Raw genomic sequence first — 15,807 nt, 5'->3', positions numbered from 1 at the left:
GACTTGTTTGGCGCAATAATTCCTTTTTTCGGGAACTCTTGCTCCAAAAGTGTAAAGTACTTTGGGGCTGACACGACGGATGCCTAGATACTGAAGAAAGAAGAAAAGAAGGAGAGCATTTTACCATGCCCATTTTTAACATGGATTTTGAAACCATGCCACGGGAGGCTCTGGAAGCGATCCAGTTGCGTCGGCTGCAAACCACATTGGAACGTGTGTATGCCACAGTCCCCTTTTACACACAAAGCTTTAAAGAAGCAGGGGTTAAACCCTCGGATATTAAATCCCTTAAGGATCTGCAGAGAATTCCCTTTACGGTGAAAAAGGATCTTCGGGACAATTATCCCTATGGCATGTTTGCTGTTCCCATGGAAAATGTGGTACGCATCCATGCCTCCTCAGGTACCACAGGTCTTCCAACTGTGGTGGGATATACCAGAAGGGATATAGAAACCTGGTCGGAACTCATGGCAAGAAGCCTTGCCGCCGGGGGTGCCACCTCCAATGATATTGTCCATAATGCCTATGGATACGGCCTTTTCACCGGAGGGCTTGGGGTACATTATGGTGCCGAACGTCTGGGTGCCTCCGTGATTCCCGTTTCCGGGGGAAATACCAAACGTCAGATTGTCATCATGCGTGATTTTAAACCCACTGTGCTAACCGGTACCCCATCCTATATTCTTCATCTTGCAGAAGTTGCCCAGGAAATGGGGATCTCCTTCAAGGATCTCAATTTTAAATGCGGTATCTTTGGTGCCGAGCCCTGGTCTGAAGACATGCGAAACGATCTTGAAGAAAAACTCAATCTAAAGGCCATGGACATCTATGGTTTAAGTGAAATCATGGGTCCCGGAGTTTCCATTGAATGCCTTGAAGCCCAGAAGGGTCTTCATATATTTGAAGATCATTTCATAGCTGAGGTGATTAACCCCGATACGGGTGAAGTGCTGCCCTATGGAGAAACCGGAGAACTTGTGTTTACTTCCATCACCAAAGAGGCCTTTCCCATCATCCGTTACCGTACAAGGGATATCACTGCCCTTAATCCCGAGCCCTGTGTGTGCGGAAGAACCCATGTGCGCATGAACAAGGTTTCCGGACGTACCGATGACATGCTTATTATCCGGGGGGTCAATGTATTCCCCTCCCAGATTGAAAGTGTGATCATGAAAACCAAGGATCTTCAGCCCCACTATCAGTTGGTGGTTGACAGGGTGGATAACCTTGATACCCTTACGGTGAAAGTGGAAATCGGCCAGGAAATGTTCTCCGATGAAATCAAGGGACTCCAGGAGATGGAGAAAAAGCTTTCCATGGATATTAAAGAATATCTTGGGGTATCGGCTAAGATAAAGCTTGTGGAACCCAAGACCATTGAAAGAAGTCAAGGAAAAGCCATCCGGGTCATTGACAACCGAAAAGCTTAATACATTTGGGCCTGGTTCTGACGTCGCTTGCCCCAATGGACATCAGAACCTGTTCCTTACATTTTTACAAAGGAGGTTTCAGATATGAGAGCCGAACAGATATCTATTTTTCTTGAAAACAAGGCAGGCCGCCTGGCCGAAGTCACCGCAATTCTTCGGGATGCCAATGTCAATATAAGGGCGTTGTCCCTGGCAGATACCACAGATTTTGGTATTTTAAGACTCATTGTCAACAACAATGAAATGGCGGAAAAGGCCCTCAAGGCACAGGGGTTCACCGTGGGAAAAACCAACGTACTTGCCGTTGAAGTCGACGATGCCCCCGGCGGACTTAACAATGTTCTCGATCCCCTCACGGCCCAGGGGGTAAATGTGGAATACATGTACGCCTTTGCCAATCCCCATGGGAAAAACGCCATCATGATTTTTCGATTTGATAACATTGACAAGGCCATCGCCATCCTGGAAGAACAATCCATCAATGTGATCAAGGGCGAGGACGTTTACAACCTTTAAGCTATGAGTTTGTGTTCGTCAGGACATGCCCGTTATATAAAAAAAACCACCCTGAATCAAATTCAGGGTGGTTTTTTTAATCGTGGCAATTCAATCGGTTATTTCCCGATAAAAGCAATGGAATGTGTGGGGCACTTTTCAATGGCTTTTTCGGCACCTTCCACTTTCTCATAGGTATAGGCACTGGCATCCAGTACGGCCAGATCACCGTTCATGGTGATAATATCGGACACCCGGGTGCAGGATTTACATCCCATGCAGCCCACACTGCAGGCGCTGGTCACATCTTTTCCCTTATCTTTGTTGGAACATAGAATGGCAGGAATCCTGTCTTCATGAAAATCCGCCATGGAAATAATCATCCGGGGACAGGCACGGGTACACGCACCGCAGCCCACGCATTTATCATAATCCACGGTGGCAAGACCATCTACAATGTGAATGGCATCGTAATTACAGGCCAAAACGCAGTCGCCAAAGCCCAGGCAGCCAAAGGTGCAGTCCTGGATACCGGCCACCAGATGGGCCGCGGCGCATCGTTGTTCGCCACGGTATTCAGATTTTCCTGCCTTGTCATTGGTGTGGGCACCACAATGGACCACCGCCCGTGACGGCACAGCATCTCCCACTTCAACGCCCATGATGACGGCCACCTCTTCAGCGCAGGCAGCCCCGCCAACGGGGCATTTGTTCACCGGCGCATTGTTGGCCACAATGGCCACCGCATAATCACTGCACCCGAGAAACCCGCATCCACCACAGTTGGCCCCGGGAAGGGCTTCTGTTACCGCCTCCACCCGGGGGTCCACTTCCACATGAAACTTTTTATTGGCCCAGCCAAGAATATACGACATGACAACTGCCATGAGCAGCATGGTTCCGGCAGCAATGCCAATGGTGACGACTCCAATCATGACAACCTCATCTCCTTTACAATAACCCTGGAATTCAACGGATGATCAAAGGCATGGTCAAGGGTCATGACAGCGGCCGTTTCTTCTGCAGGGGTTGGGGTAATGGCTTTTCTGACGCCGGAATCCACACCGGTGAATCCCATGAAGGCCAGGGCAAGAATGCCACCTATTATCATGGTGATGGCAGCGCCCTGGAAGGGTTTGGGAATATCGCACAATTCAATTTCTTCCCGGATGCCGGACATGATGACAATGGCAATGGTGAAGCCAACGCCGCCGAAAAGGGCCAGGGTAATAGATCGGCCCAGATCCCAGGCGTCCTGGGGATTTTCCACACCGGCCACGTTGGCCATGATGGTCAAACAGGCAAACAAAATGGCGCAGTTGGTGGTGATCAGCGGCAGAAAAACGCCAAAGGAGTTATACAGGGAGGGGTAAAATTTTCGCACATACATTTCCACAAACTGCACCGAAGAGGCAATGGCGAAAATATACACAATATAACTTAACACGGTGAGATCAATTTTTGATGCGGCTTCCGCAGACAGGAAAAAACCTGCAAAAAAAGAAGAAACCGGTGCGCCGGGAATCAACACCATGGTGGTGATACTCCAGCTGAGAAATGCGGCAATACAAATAACAAAGGTAACGGCGCAGCCCATACCAAAGGCCATGTCCACCTTCTTGGAGACCCCGATAAAAGGGCAAATCCCCACAAAATAATACAGCACAAAGTTGTTTATAATGGCGGCACTAAGTGCTATGAGCAGAATATCTATGAGATAATTCATAACAACCTTTCCAGTTAAAAATACATCGGTTGATCCGGTTTAGTTACCGGCTTTGGCGCCCCTGCGCATTTCTATCCAGTTGACGCATCCCAACAGCAGTCCCAGTGTGATAAATGCACCGGGGGGCAGTACCATGATGACCCAGTCCGGCCACGCGGCCGGAAGTATGGGCATGCCAAACAGTCCGCCAGTTCCGAGCAGTTCCCGCACCATGGCAATGCTTGCCAGGGCCAGGCCAAACCCAATGGATTGACCCACGGCATCCGAGGCAGCCGTGAACACATTCTGCTTTGAGGCGCATACCTCACATCGGCAGATGATAAGGCAGTTAACGATGATCAATGGAATGTAGGGCCCAAGGGTTTTGCTCATCTGATAAAGATAGGCGGCAAGCACCCGGTCGGCTATGGTTACAAAAGTAGCTATGGTCAGGGTGAAGACAACGATGCGAAGATGGGGCTTCAACAGGCCCCGGATGAGGCTTGTGACAACGTTGGCGCACAGCAGCACAAAGGCCACGGAGCAGGCCATGGTCATTGCCGGTTTCATGCCGTTGGTCACCGCCAGGGTGGGACACATCCCCAGCAGCTGGCGATAAACCGGATTTTCAGGCAATATGCCCTGGACAAATCTTTCCAGAGCGGTTGGTTGTTCAGCCATTGGTCATTTCCCTTTATATATTAATCTTTTTTGGTTGAAGTCAATTCCGGTCTGATATCGGAAACCGTTTGATTGATAATACCGCACACAGACACCGACGAGATGGTGGCACCGGAAATGGCATCAATGTTGCTGGCTCCCTGGGATTTATCCTTCACCACCACCAAGGGATTTGTTGCGGGTTTATCAATAAACTGATTGCGCCACGCGGTGTCTGAAATTTTATTTCCAAGACCCGGGGTTTCTTTCTGGTCCAGGATAAAAAGCCCGGTGATGTTTTCTGCCAGGGCATCAATACCCACAAGCAGCTCTATCTTGTCTGCATAGCCCTGGCCACCGGCCTTGGCCACCCATCCGGCAACTGTATTATCCTTAAATCTTGCTTCATACACCGTGTAGAATTTCTTTTTATTCTTTTTACTTACTTCAATGACCCGGGACTGGATATTAAGCGTTTCACCCGAAGCCGCAAGTTTCTGCGCCGCCTCAAGCCCCAGTACCACTTCGGGCACCTTTTCCATGGTCTCTTTTATTTTGTTGGCTTCAATTTTGGGTCCCAGGGCTGCCTGGACCCCTGCCAGAGATATACCGAAAATCAAGGCAAGTGTCAGAACAAGCCATGCCTGGAGCAGATTGTTATTCTGGAACCGCTCCCTTTTTTCTGATGTCGTATCATCCATAAGTCTTTATTACCTTACATGCCCGGTGGGCAATTGAAAGAATCTGAAATTTCCCATGACCCTTGGTGAAGAAGCCTGCCATGTCTGTTGTAGCAGCGGGCTTTTTTCTACCGGGTCAACGTAAATTTCAACATTTCCAGTTTATCATGCCACCCCGGTGGGTTTGGGAATGGTCCATCTGTTGATCAGTGGGGTCATGGCATTCATGAGCAGCACGGCAAACATGACACCTTCGGGGTATCCACTGTAAAGACGGATAACCATGATCAATGCGCCGGTGCCCATGCCGAAAATCCATTTTCCCTTGGGGGTAACAGGGCTTGAAACCGGATCAGTGGCAATGAAAAAACTGCCGAATAAAAGTGCGCCGCCAAACAGCTGATGCAAAACAAAGGTACCCCCGCAGTTTCCGGACAGGTCCGCCAGTGCAGAGAGAACAATAACCGTTGAAAGAATACCGGCGGGGATTTCCCAGGAAGCGGTTTTTCTATAAAGAAGATATCCGCCGCCAAGCAGACAGGCAAATGAACTGGTTTCTCCCAGGGAGCCGTTGGTTACGCCCACAAAGAGATCCAAAATTGAGGTTGCAACACCGCTTTGTTTAAAGGCAGTCAATGGCGTTGCCATGGACATTGCATCAATGGTGCCGTCGGCATTGATGTAGGCCGAGGCACCCATGGCACTGGCAAAGGCGATCATGACAAAGGCTCGACCCACCATGGCCGGGTTAAAGATATTCATTCCCAGACCGCCAAAAATGATTTTGCCGATGCCGATGGCCACCACCGATGCAAGAACACCCACATACCATGGGGCCGTACCCGGCAGTGAAAGGGCAATAATCATGCCGGTGACCACAGCGGAAAAATCACCCAGGGTTGGGGATTTACTTCTCATTTTTACAAAGACGAATTCGGCTGCCGCGCAGGCGGCAATACAGATCACCAGCTGGGTAACGGCATACATACGAAACACATAAACCGACATGACCACAAGGGGCAAGAGGGCGATGATTACATCGGTCATCATGCGCCGGGTGGTAAAGGTCTGATCGGACAGGTGCGGTGAGGGAGCCACATGGATCTTGATGGCCTCGTCGGCCATGCCCTGCCCTGCTATATCGTTTTTCTGAGACACGTTAATTTACTCCTTAATTATAACCAGACATAAAGAAGACTACTTCTTCATGGCCGCAACCTGCTGTTTTCCGGTACGAATCAGCTGGACAAGTTTAATGTTGGCCGGGCAGACATAGGTGCAACACCCGCACTCAAAACAGGCATTGATATTGTATTTCACGGCAAGGGCCGGATTTTTGTATCGGGATGCCATGGCAAGCTTTGTGGGAACCAGGTTCATGGGGCAGGCATCCACGCATCTGCCGCATCGTACACAGGCAGTTTCATTTTCCTTTGCCACATCTTCATGGGTCAGTATTGTGATGCCGCTGGTACCCTTGGTAACCGGGGTGCTCAGATCGGAAAAGGAAAAACCCATCATGGGGCCACCGGATACCACCCGGGCAGCTTCCTTTGTAAAACCACCACAATAATCAATCAATTCTCCGATGCTGATGCCCATGGGTACAAACAGATTTTTCGGGGTGGTAATTCCCCCGCCGGAAACAGAAATTGCCCGGTGGGTCAGGGGTGATTCCTTGATCACAGCCATTCCAATGGCGGCAATGGTTCCCACATTACTCATGGCAACGCCAACATCTGAGGGAAGACCACCCAGGGGTACATCCAGACCCAGCACGGCTTTCACCAGCTGCTTTTCACTTCCCTGGGGATATTTGGTCTGAACCACGGCCACCCGGATCACGGTCTGGGCTGTGATGCGGCGAAGCTTTTCAATGGCAAGGGGTTTATTATCTTCCACGCAGATGATGATTTCCTTGGCGGATACGGCCCGGCCAGCCAGCAGGGCACCGGTTACGATGGCACCGGGAGCCTGGAGCATAAGACGATAATCAGGTGTGAGAAAAGGCTCACATTCACAACCGTTGATCATCAGCGTATCTATCATTTTATTTTCATCGGGCATGACCTTTACATGGGTGGGAAAGGCTGCACCCCCAAGACCCACAATACCGGCACCATGGATAATTTTTGAAATGGTGGCCGGTTCATAAATGGAAATACAGTCCGTGGGCCAATCCGTGGCACTGAGCTTATCCCACAGCAACTGGCCGGGATTTTGATCAACATCTGCCTTTATCTGAATAGCTTTCATCCGGCGGCCATTGGGCAGCGTAACCATCACAGGCTTCTGGACGGTGCCTGATACGGGGGAATGAAGAGCTGCAGAAACAAAAGACTTTCCCTTGCCCACAAGTTCTCCCGCTGTAACCTGTTGCTTTGGCTTTACAACAGGTTCACAGGGGGCACCGATGTTCTGCAGAAGAGGCAACACCACCTTTTCAGGTGTTGGTAACACTTCGATTGCGTTGTCGGCTGAAAAGAACTTGTTATCAGGTGGATGAATACCATGGGGAAATGTCCCCTTGCCGGGGAAACCTTTAAACCTGAATAAACCCATTTTCTTTCTTTACTCCAAACCTTGTTAATTGTTATTCATTGAGCACACCATGTAAGCTCACCATATTGAACTCGATGATCCAAATCTTTTTTATCCTGAAAATTTTTGAGAGGGTATTAAAAAACGGGGGATCATCAAGATTTAAAATAAAAAGCTCAAACCAAGAGTGATTAATATTGGTTTGAGCCATGCATGCCCGCCTTGCTCTCTAGTCTGATATATCAGATATTAAACAAAAACCAGATAAGTGTTTTAGGTACCACACATTTTTTTATCAAGTCAAGGGTTAATCTTTTGGATCACTTGACCACCCAGACAGTCAAATGCTGGGCCAGCTTGAATATTTTCTCACCAACTCTGCCAAGCATGAGTTCTTTTAACGCAGTAAGCCCCCGTCGTCCCACCACCACCGTACCAAACTGCCCCTGCTCCACCTTTTCTATAATGGCATCGGTAAGGCTCTTTTTTCCTTCAAGGATTTCGCATGCCACTCTGTCAACGGAAAAGCCTGCTGCCATGAGTTCCTGCCTGGAATGGTTGAGTTTTGCTTCTATCTCATCGGTTTCAGTGAGATCCCCCCTATTTTTCTGAAGCTTGCTCACATGACACAAAAGTACCTTGCAGGCAGCAGCATCCAGCATTCTTTTCATGTGATCCACAGCTTTAAGGATGGTATTGGAGCCATCAAAGGCAACCAGAAAATTGCGACTGTCCGGCAGACCACCCACAACAATAAGTGGTATGGTATTAATTTTGTCCAGAAGCATATTGGGGACATTGCCAGCAAGAATGTCTTTTAGACGACTGTGTCCCCTTCTTCCCACCACCACGGCACTGTACCCCTTCATGGATTCTTCCACAATATCGCGCACCACGCCATGAATCCCGTTCTGAAGCTTTCTTTCAATGGCACTTACCGGAAATCCTGCTTCCGTGAGAATGTTCTGGGCTTTATCCAGGCAGGCATTAAAGGCCTTGGCCTGGGTGGCCATGGATGCTCTGACATCAGGGGTTTTCAAGCTGAGGTTCAGTTCTTTTTCCATCTGCCAGAATGATGCTGGAATGTTTTTCCCCACATAAAACAGAACAACATCTGTTGTTTCAACAGGAAAGACTTTTCCTACATAGCGTACTGCATCAAGGGCCAGATCAGATCCATCATAGGCAACTAACAAGCGTAAATTCTTTTTGTCCATGCACATCCCTCCCCGCATTTATTTAATTGAATGGAGACAACTTCTGAACATTACCTCATAACCTTGTATATCTATACCGCATTACATGGTTTTCAAGCAAGTTTAATTTGGGTATCAATTGCTTTAAGATCCCCTTTAGCTTCGAATGCGCCGGATCGGATGCCTTTTGAGGGTTCTGTTGTGGTATTTTAAATAAAAAAACACCAGCAATAAGGCAGGTAAAACCTTGTTGCTGATGTTCATTAATTGTCAGTCAGGAGTTCTCCAATTTTACCACCACATACGTTCCATTACATGTGGCATAAATGATCATTAAAATAATTGCCGAAATTGGAGTTTTTACAGGACCATCCTATTTTTTCTACGCTGTGACTAATTCGCGTAGGATTTTGCCAGCTTGGAAGCAGATCCAGCATCAGGAGCAAATCCGTCTGCACCAATTTCATCACAAAAAGCCTGGGTAACCGGCGCGCCGCCTATCATGATTTTAACCTGGTCCCGAAGGCCGCTCTCAACGATGGCATCCACCGTTTTTTTCATCATGGGCATGGTGGTGGTCAATAAGGCGGAAAGGCAAACGATCTGAGCATTTTGATTTTTTATCTGGGCAACAAACTCCTCGGGAGCAATATCTACACCCAGATTATGGACGGTCATTCCGGCACTTTCCATCATCATACCCACCAGATTTTTCCCAATGTCATGTAGATCTCCTTTTACGGTTCCGATGATCACGGAAGCTCCGGCCTGTCCCTCTCCTTCTCCCAGCAGAGGCTTGAGGATCTTCACACAATTACCCATGACCTGGGCCGCCATGAGTACTTCCGGAATAAACATGTCGCCATTTTCCATTTTTTCACCGACAAGATCCATACCTGCGATCAAGCCCTTGTTCAGAATATCCACCGCCGGGATATTTTCTGCGAGCGCGGCATTGACAAGCCCAACTACCTTTGCCTCGTCACAGCCCACCAATCCCTCTATCATCGCATTGTAATCGGACATTTTAAAATTCCCCCAATAAAATATTGTATTTTTCCCGGATGGCTTTATCAACTTCCGGTGAAATATAGCCAGTTACTCTATTTGCAACCAGTTTTTTTGCTATTTTTACGGCATTCTCCCTGGCATCCATGCTGCCATTTTGTTCCCATTTATTTCGGCTTTTTTTGTCGGAAACACCATTGCTCTGATAATATTCCGTTCTCATATGCTTCATGGTATGGGGAGCGGTCATGTAATTTCCTCCAGGCCCCACCGCTTTGATGACATCCAGAGCAAGATGTTCTGAATCCACCTCAATTCCCTTTAAGACTTTGCAGCAGTTGCCGATGATTTCATCATCAATGACATATTGCTCCAGGGCAACGGTGAGCATGGATTCGAGCATGCCGGCACTGTGGTGGATGTAATTGGATCCTCCCATGGATGCAAGCACCGCTGTCAGGGCTTTTTCCCATCCAGCCTGGGCATCGGGCACCTTGGCATCGGTCAATCCTGATGAGTTGTAATTGGGTACTTTAATATGTTTGGACATCTGGTGAATGGCAGCATTCATCATGCCACACTCCACAGCGCCGCCCTGATAACCCATGGTGGAAAGATTGGCAAGCCCGGGGATACCGCCATAGAGCAAGGGAGCACCGGCATGGGTCAACTGACAGATGGTGATGCCTGCCAGTTGTTCTGCATGGATCAGAGCAAGGGTTCCCGCCATTGTTACAGGGGAGGTGGAGCCTGCCATGGGGGCGCAGGAAAGGGCCACCGGGATCTGATTTCGATTGGCTTCCTGCATGATCAATGTGGACTGGGTACAAAGTTTCAGGGGGCTGATGGCAAAGGAGGTAATCACGGAAATAAAAGGTTTTTCCATGAATTTTTCCTTACCACCTGCCACCATGGACGCAAGATCAATGACTTTATGAAGTCCTTCTTCATTATTTACACCGGACATAACATGTTTCTGCGTGGCTTTCATGCAGGTATAATACATGTTAATATCGTAATCATCTTCCTGGATATCCGTTGGTATGCAGGGACGAACCAGAAAATGGATGTTTTTAAGCTGATCCACCACCCGTGATACATCGTAAAGATCGGCAAGGTTGGTTGCCCTGGCCTGTCCTGTTTCAATGTCAAGAATTTTTATGGCAGCCCCCCCGGTGCCAAGATGAACCTTATCTTCTGTCAGATCGAGATCATGCTGGGTGTCGCGGCCATGCAGAATCACTTTGGAAGGTGCTTTTTCGATCTCTTTCTCGATCAAATTTCTGGAAAATTTAATGCGACGGTTGCTGAAATCAACATCTGCACCGTTTTGAGCCAGCATTTTTGCGGTATCATCAAGCCCCTCCTCAAATCCCATTCCAATGGTTTCAAGAATTTGCAGTGATGCATTGTGGATGGTCACCACCTGTTCCTGGGAAAGGGGACGATATTGTCCACCTTGAAAACCTTTTGAATCCATAATCTCTCCTTAAATTAATCCAAGAAAAAAATCTTGTTTATCGTCACCAGAACCCGGTGCCGGATCTTTATCGTTTTTAATCCATGCCGCTCCATCCTTATCCTTAAAAGATATCAAAGGCTTGTCTGATATGTTTTATGGGGATAGCGTTTTCAATGTCTTCTACGACAATGAGGTGTTGTTATTTCTATAAGATTGTTTCCTAATGACATCGTTTCATTCATAAGTCAAGAATAATGAATCGAAACCTATCAAAAATATACAGATTCATAAATCACTTCCTACAACCCTTAAAGATGGCAATAAAATAAAGATACGTGTATACATCATTTAGTGAATAGAAATTGCTCAGGGATGAATTTAAAAGAATTTACTCATTCCAGCGCCAGATGCCTTAGGGGGTGTGTGTCTTGCTTTGCAAATGAGCATATTATGCTGGATTCTTCCTTCAATAAAAACACAGAATCAGGAGTTGTTTAAAAATTTAAAATGCAGTCCAACACCATACAGCAAAATGCGTCTGACCTGAAATTTTCCAAGGCCATTTCCAAGGGTTTCTATGAAGAGTTAATCGGATGGTTTACCAGAAGATCCCATCGATTGATACCCTTTGAAGATGTGAAAGAAAAATTGGATTTATGGTTTGTCACAGATATCGGAATTCAGACGGTTCGCCTGGATGCCATCATCGGCAGTCAGGGGCGTTACCAGAATTTTACCCGCCATTTTTTTCCCAGAGAAGAAAGTCTTAGAAGCCGTTGGAAAGATATTGACGGGGTCATCGCATCGGGGAAGATTTTGCCCCCGGTTACGCTTTACAAGGTATGTGATGCCTATTTTGTCAAAGACGGGCACCACCGCATCTCCGTGGCCAGAGCAAAGAAACAAAACGCCATTGAGGCAAGAATTTATGAATACGACTGTGATGTCTCCCTGAATGATAAAACAGATATCAAGGAATTGGCAATCCTGGAGACATATCACAAATTTTTAACCCAGACGGGTTTGAAAAAGCACCGAAATGTGGATTTTCACATAACGGTTCTGGGGGGATATTCCTTTATGATGGAGCACATTCAACGCCATGGGTTTTACCTGTCGGAAATAAAAAAAAGACATATTACCATGGGGGAGGCTGCCCTGTCCTGGTATGATAAAATTTATGCGCCGCTGGTTGATCTCATCGCAAAAAACGGTATCATGGCATCATTTCCCCATCGGACGGAAACCGATTTTTATATTTGGATTGTCAATTACCGTAAAAAACAGCGTCGGGAAATGGTTAATCATGAGGAGATTCTGCAGGAAGATGAAGCCAAAACCCTTGTGGATACATATTCTCAAAAATATACTGGAGGATTTGAAAAAATGATGGGGCGAATAAGGCGTTGGTTGGGATTGGTGGATTATCAATAACACAAGCCTGACCCCGTTGGCCCCGCTAACTATGACAAATAAACCATATTATGACCAAACCGGAAAAATGGAAGTGCGCCCGGTGTATGTTTTATGATGCATGCCCCTGACCCCAACCGGATAAGGCCCTGGAATCCGACATGGGGCTAACGTGATTTTCTGACCCAAATAAAATTAACGAAGAGATTGGGTAATGCCCGGTGTTCCAATGATTTCACCGGGCATTTTTTAACACGACGGAGTTGCTGGCGATTTATTTCCTTTTTTTCACAATGAGCCCAACGCCTTCCAGCCAGCTTTTGGCAACGGCTTCAGGCTTTTCTCCATTTATATTCACCCGGTAGTTCAGTCGGATCATGGTACCGGTGTCAAGGGAAGGTCCGATCTCTCCCAGGATTTTTGTCAGCTCAGGATATGTCTCCAGAACCGATGCGCGAATAACCGGACAGGGATTATAAATGGGAAAATAGCCCTTGTCGTCTTCCAGCACATAAAGATTATAGGCTTTTATTTCTCCATCTGCAGCAAAGGCCATACCACACAATGCCTGGTCATCCCTGACGGCTTTTTTGCACAGGGGGGTTTCCATTTTCAGCACATTGGCATCGGGGATGTCTTTGCCGAATTCAAGGCCATAATACTCCATCATGCCTTTAAATCCATCGGCCCTGGAATAAAATTCTGCATTACTTGAAACGGTCATGACACCCGGATTTTTCTTGGTATAATCCGCCCACTGGGACAGGGTTTTAATGCCCATTTTCTCGGCAACATCGGCTTTCATGGCAATGGCGTAGGTACTGTTAAAAACACCCGGGGTCAACCACACAAGATCTTTTTCAGCATCAACGGCCTTAACTTTGTTGTAAAGATCCGTAGCATTTCTGACCACCTCCTTCTTTTTAAAAAAAGTTAACCAGGCAGTTCCGGTGTATTCCATGTAAAGGTCAATCTGTCCCTGTTCCAGGGCCTCTCTGTTTACGTTGGTTCCTCCCAGGCTGGTTCGATCTTCAACCGGAATCTTTCTGTCCTTTAACAGTAGCACCATCATCTTTCCCAGAATCACCTGCTCGGTGTATGCTTTGGAACCGATTTTAACCGGGGCACCTGCCATGCTGGTAAGGGGCGATAACATAAAAACTGCGGCTGTGAGTGCAATAATCATTTTTTTCATACATTTTCTCCTTTGATAAATATAAACGAACTTATGCTGACAATTGATAATCATCCTGCAAAATACCCTTGCTGACGATTATTCTTTCCAGAAGCGCCAGGAGATAATCAATGGCCATGGCCAGTAAAGCAACAGGGACCGCCCCCGCTGTCATAATTCCCATGTCCACCAGTGCAATACCTGTAAATATCCAGAATCCAAGGCCACCGCCACCGATGAGGAATGCAAGGGGGGCTGTACCCACAATGATGGCTGAAGACGTTCGAATCCCCCCCATGATCACAGGCAGGGCATTGGGTAATTCAATTTGAAACATAATCTGTCTTTTTGTCATTCCCATGCCCGTTGCAGCCTCAATCACGTCATTACTGACCCCATCAATCCCCGCATAGGTATTTCTGACAATGGGGGAAACCGCATGGAAAAAAAGTGCAATCAGGGCAGGCACCATGCCAATCCCCGACATGCCAAGCGCAGGCAGAATACCATATGCCAGCGCAATGACCCCGAGGGAAGGCACTGACTGCCACACATTTACCACTGCCATGATCACAGATGCACTTTTTTCCATCCTTTTTCGCGTCATGATGGTTCCTAGCGTAACGCCCACTGTAATGGCGGCGGTCATGCTTATGAGAACAAGCATCAGGTGTTCCCCGATGAGCTTGAAGAATTCTGCCTTATTCTGGAAGGTATAGGTCCAAGCACCATAACTGCTGTATATCCAGCAAACAAAGGCAATGGTTGCAGCAGCCGGTAAAATTTTTCTGAAAAGCTGAAAAAAAATAGTCACTGGCATGGGAATTATCCTTTCAGGGTTTTTTTGATATCATCTGTGCGAAGCCATCCAAGAACCTTTTTGTCATCGTCCACAACCACCAGAAATCCATAATCATGGGTGAAGATCTCCGACAGGCCATCTTTAAGGCTGGAATGGGATGGCAGCCACGCCTTGGCCGGTTCCATGGCTTTTTTGACCTGAACATTTGGGGAAATGGAGGTATCCTTACAATTTAATATACCAGCAAATCCCCCTTGTTTATCTGTGGCAATGAGAAAATCCTGTCCAAGTTCCCGGGAGCGATTCAATGCCGTTTCAACGATTTCGCTTTCCAGAATCACCGGAGGGTTTTTCTGCATGGCTTTTTTGAGGGTGAAAAGATTCAAACGTTTCAGTGTGCGGTCCCCGCCCACAAAATCACTGACGAAACTGTCTTTTGGGTTCACAAGCATTTCTTCCGGCGAAGCAAACTGCACAAGATGTCCATCCTTAAGTAGGCAGATTTTATTTCCCATTTTAATAGCTTCGTCGATGTCGTGCGTTACAAACACAATGGTTTTTTTTACCTTTTCCTGGATTTTCAAGAATTCGTTCTGAAGATGCTCCCGGTTGATGGGGTCAATGGCTCCGAAGGGTTCGTCCATGAGCATGATGGGGGGATCTCCAGCCATTGCTCGGGCCACACCGATGCGCTGCTGCTGCCCCCCGGACAATTCCCTGGGATATCTATCTCGATAGAGATCCGGGGACAAATTCACAATTTCAAGGAGGCTTAATACCTTTTCTTCTATTCTACCCTTGTCCCATTTTAACAGTTTAGGAATAATGGCGATGTTTTCGCCGATGGTCATATTGGGAAACAGGCCGATATTCTGGATGACATAGCCTATTTTGCGTCGCAGCTCAATGGTGTTCAGACGGGCAACATTCTCACCATCAATGTATATTTTCCCGCTGGTGATGGAGATGAGCCGGTTAATCATTTTCATGGCCGTTGTTTTACCGCACCCCGACGGCCCAACCACCGTACAGATTTCCCCTTCTTCCAGATCAAAAGAGAGTTCGTCCACAGCCTTTACATTCCCTGCTCCCGGATAAATTTTGGTTACGTCCTGGAGACTCAGCATGGTTCCCATAATCTTCTTCCTTTTATTATTTTAGGGCTTAAGTCACAACATCTTCCACTATAGAGATGGGTCAGGCTTGATTCTGATATTTTTAATACAGTCTCAAAGCAGTTA

At 47.3% G+C, this 15,807-nt stretch carries 15 protein-coding genes; 3 read left to right on the top strand and 12 right to left on the bottom strand.

The genetic code is table 11. The features are described from left to right. Positions 1 to 125 precede the first annotated feature (125 nt). Together ACYQ2M_RS12340 and ACYQ2M_RS12335 are read left to right on the top strand one after the other, a co-directional pair. Positions 126 to 1,430, top strand: coding sequence for a phenylacetate--CoA ligase family protein (locus ACYQ2M_RS12340; protein WP_459916651.1), 1,305 nt, complete (start codon positions 126 to 128; stop codon positions 1,428 to 1,430). Positions 1,431 to 1,514: 84 nt separating this feature from the next. After that, a complete protein-coding gene (locus tag ACYQ2M_RS12335; RefSeq protein WP_459916650.1) occupies positions 1,515 to 1,946 on the top strand; it encodes an ACT domain-containing protein in 432 nt (143 codons plus the stop codon). 98 nt (positions 1,947 to 2,044) lie between these two features. Here ACYQ2M_RS12335 and ACYQ2M_RS12330 read toward each other — a convergent pair whose 3' ends face one another. The 9 genes from ACYQ2M_RS12330 to ACYQ2M_RS12290 all read right to left on the bottom strand — a co-directional run bounded on the left by ACYQ2M_RS12330 (position 2,045) and on the right by ACYQ2M_RS12290 (position 11,195). After that, entirely contained in the window at positions 2,045 to 2,860 is an 816-nt protein-coding gene (locus tag ACYQ2M_RS12330) for an RnfABCDGE type electron transport complex subunit B (RefSeq protein WP_459916649.1), read from the bottom strand. Next, entirely contained in the window at positions 2,857 to 3,651 is a 795-nt protein-coding gene (locus ACYQ2M_RS12325; protein ID WP_459916648.1) for an electron transport complex protein RnfA, read from the bottom strand. The genes ACYQ2M_RS12330 and ACYQ2M_RS12325 overlap by 4 nt, the downstream gene beginning before the upstream one ends. 39 nt (positions 3,652 to 3,690) lie before the next feature. Then, entirely contained in the window at positions 3,691 to 4,311 is a 621-nt protein-coding gene (rsxE, locus tag ACYQ2M_RS12320) for an electron transport complex subunit RsxE (protein WP_459916647.1), read from the bottom strand. Between the two features lie 20 nt (positions 4,312 to 4,331). Beyond that, entirely contained in the window at positions 4,332 to 4,991 is a 660-nt protein-coding gene (locus ACYQ2M_RS12315) for an RnfABCDGE type electron transport complex subunit G (RefSeq protein ID WP_459916646.1), read from the bottom strand. Positions 4,992 to 5,135: 144 nt separating this feature from the next. After that, positions 5,136 to 6,128, bottom strand: coding sequence for an RnfABCDGE type electron transport complex subunit D (locus ACYQ2M_RS12310; RefSeq protein ID WP_459916645.1), 993 nt, complete (start codon positions 6,126 to 6,128; stop codon positions 5,136 to 5,138). A gap of 39 nt (positions 6,129 to 6,167) precedes the next feature. Next, positions 6,168 to 7,532: an electron transport complex subunit RsxC gene (rsxC, locus tag ACYQ2M_RS12305; protein WP_459916644.1), complete on the bottom strand. Its 1,365-nt coding sequence runs from the start codon at positions 7,530 to 7,532 to the stop codon at positions 6,168 to 6,170. A gap of 299 nt (positions 7,533 to 7,831) precedes the next feature. After that, positions 7,832 to 8,728, bottom strand: a complete 897-nt coding sequence (locus tag ACYQ2M_RS12300) for a universal stress protein (RefSeq protein ID WP_459916643.1) — start codon at positions 8,726 to 8,728, stop codon at positions 7,832 to 7,834. Between the two features lie 372 nt (positions 8,729 to 9,100). Next, a complete protein-coding gene (locus ACYQ2M_RS12295) occupies positions 9,101 to 9,733 on the bottom strand; it encodes a cobalamin B12-binding domain-containing protein (RefSeq protein WP_459916642.1) in 633 nt (210 codons plus the stop codon). A 1-nt stretch (position 9,734) separates the two neighbouring features. Then, entirely contained in the window at positions 9,735 to 11,195 is a 1,461-nt protein-coding gene (locus tag ACYQ2M_RS12290) for a trimethylamine methyltransferase family protein (protein WP_459916641.1), read from the bottom strand. Positions 11,196 to 11,684: 489 nt separating this feature from the next. Here ACYQ2M_RS12290 and ACYQ2M_RS12285 point away from each other — a divergent pair, with 489 nt between their 5' ends. After that, on the top strand, positions 11,685 to 12,611 hold the full coding sequence (locus ACYQ2M_RS12285) for a hypothetical protein (RefSeq protein WP_459916640.1): 927 nt from the start codon (positions 11,685 to 11,687) through the stop codon (positions 12,609 to 12,611). 253 nt (positions 12,612 to 12,864) lie between these two features. On the opposite strand, the gene ACYQ2M_RS12280 is transcribed toward ACYQ2M_RS12285, so the two are convergent. From ACYQ2M_RS12280 to ACYQ2M_RS12270, 3 genes are read right to left on the bottom strand one after another with little or no spacing between them, the layout of a single operon-like run. Next, a complete protein-coding gene (locus ACYQ2M_RS12280; protein WP_459916639.1) occupies positions 12,865 to 13,785 on the bottom strand; it encodes a glycine betaine ABC transporter substrate-binding protein in 921 nt (306 codons plus the stop codon). A gap of 31 nt (positions 13,786 to 13,816) precedes the next feature. Continuing rightward, on the bottom strand, positions 13,817 to 14,584 hold the full coding sequence (locus tag ACYQ2M_RS12275) for an ABC transporter permease (protein ID WP_459916638.1): 768 nt from the start codon (positions 14,582 to 14,584) through the stop codon (positions 13,817 to 13,819). A 5-nt stretch (positions 14,585 to 14,589) separates the two neighbouring features. Continuing rightward, positions 14,590 to 15,702: a betaine/proline/choline family ABC transporter ATP-binding protein gene (locus ACYQ2M_RS12270; protein ID WP_459916637.1), complete on the bottom strand. Its 1,113-nt coding sequence runs from the start codon at positions 15,700 to 15,702 to the stop codon at positions 14,590 to 14,592. Positions 15,703 to 15,807 lie beyond the last annotated feature (105 nt).

The sequence above is a fragment of the Desulfocicer niacini genome (assembly GCF_054657595.1).
This window is presented reverse-complemented; position numbering and strand designations above follow the sequence as displayed.

Coding starts and splice junctions, on each gene's coding strand:
- rsxC (WP_459916644.1), bottom strand. CDS start 7,532: ATGGGTTTATTCAGGTTTAAAGGTTTCCCCGGCAAGGGGACATTTCCC.
- ACYQ2M_RS12315 (WP_459916646.1), bottom strand. CDS start 4,991: ATGGATGATACGACATCAGAAAAAAGGGAGCGGTTCCAGAATAACAAT.
- ACYQ2M_RS12300 (WP_459916643.1), bottom strand. CDS start 8,728: ATGGACAAAAAGAATTTACGCTTGTTAGTTGCCTATGATGGATCTGAT.
- ACYQ2M_RS12340 (WP_459916651.1), top strand. CDS start 126: ATGCCCATTTTTAACATGGATTTTGAAACCATGCCACGGGAGGCTCTG.
- ACYQ2M_RS12270 (WP_459916637.1), bottom strand. CDS start 15,702: ATGGGAACCATGCTGAGTCTCCAGGACGTAACCAAAATTTATCCGGGA.
- ACYQ2M_RS12280 (WP_459916639.1), bottom strand. CDS start 13,785: ATGAAAAAAATGATTATTGCACTCACAGCCGCAGTTTTTATGTTATCG.
- ACYQ2M_RS12295 (WP_459916642.1), bottom strand. CDS start 9,733: ATGTCCGATTACAATGCGATGATAGAGGGATTGGTGGGCTGTGACGAG.
- ACYQ2M_RS12335 (WP_459916650.1), top strand. CDS start 1,515: ATGAGAGCCGAACAGATATCTATTTTTCTTGAAAACAAGGCAGGCCGC.
- rsxE (WP_459916647.1), bottom strand. CDS start 4,311: ATGGCTGAACAACCAACCGCTCTGGAAAGATTTGTCCAGGGCATATTG.
- ACYQ2M_RS12330 (WP_459916649.1), bottom strand. CDS start 2,860: ATGATTGGAGTCGTCACCATTGGCATTGCTGCCGGAACCATGCTGCTC.
- ACYQ2M_RS12290 (WP_459916641.1), bottom strand. CDS start 11,195: ATGGATTCAAAAGGTTTTCAAGGTGGACAATATCGTCCCCTTTCCCAG.
- ACYQ2M_RS12275 (WP_459916638.1), bottom strand. CDS start 14,584: ATGCCAGTGACTATTTTTTTTCAGCTTTTCAGAAAAATTTTACCGGCT.
- ACYQ2M_RS12285 (WP_459916640.1), top strand. CDS start 11,685: ATGCAGTCCAACACCATACAGCAAAATGCGTCTGACCTGAAATTTTCC.
- ACYQ2M_RS12325 (WP_459916648.1), bottom strand. CDS start 3,651: ATGAATTATCTCATAGATATTCTGCTCATAGCACTTAGTGCCGCCATT.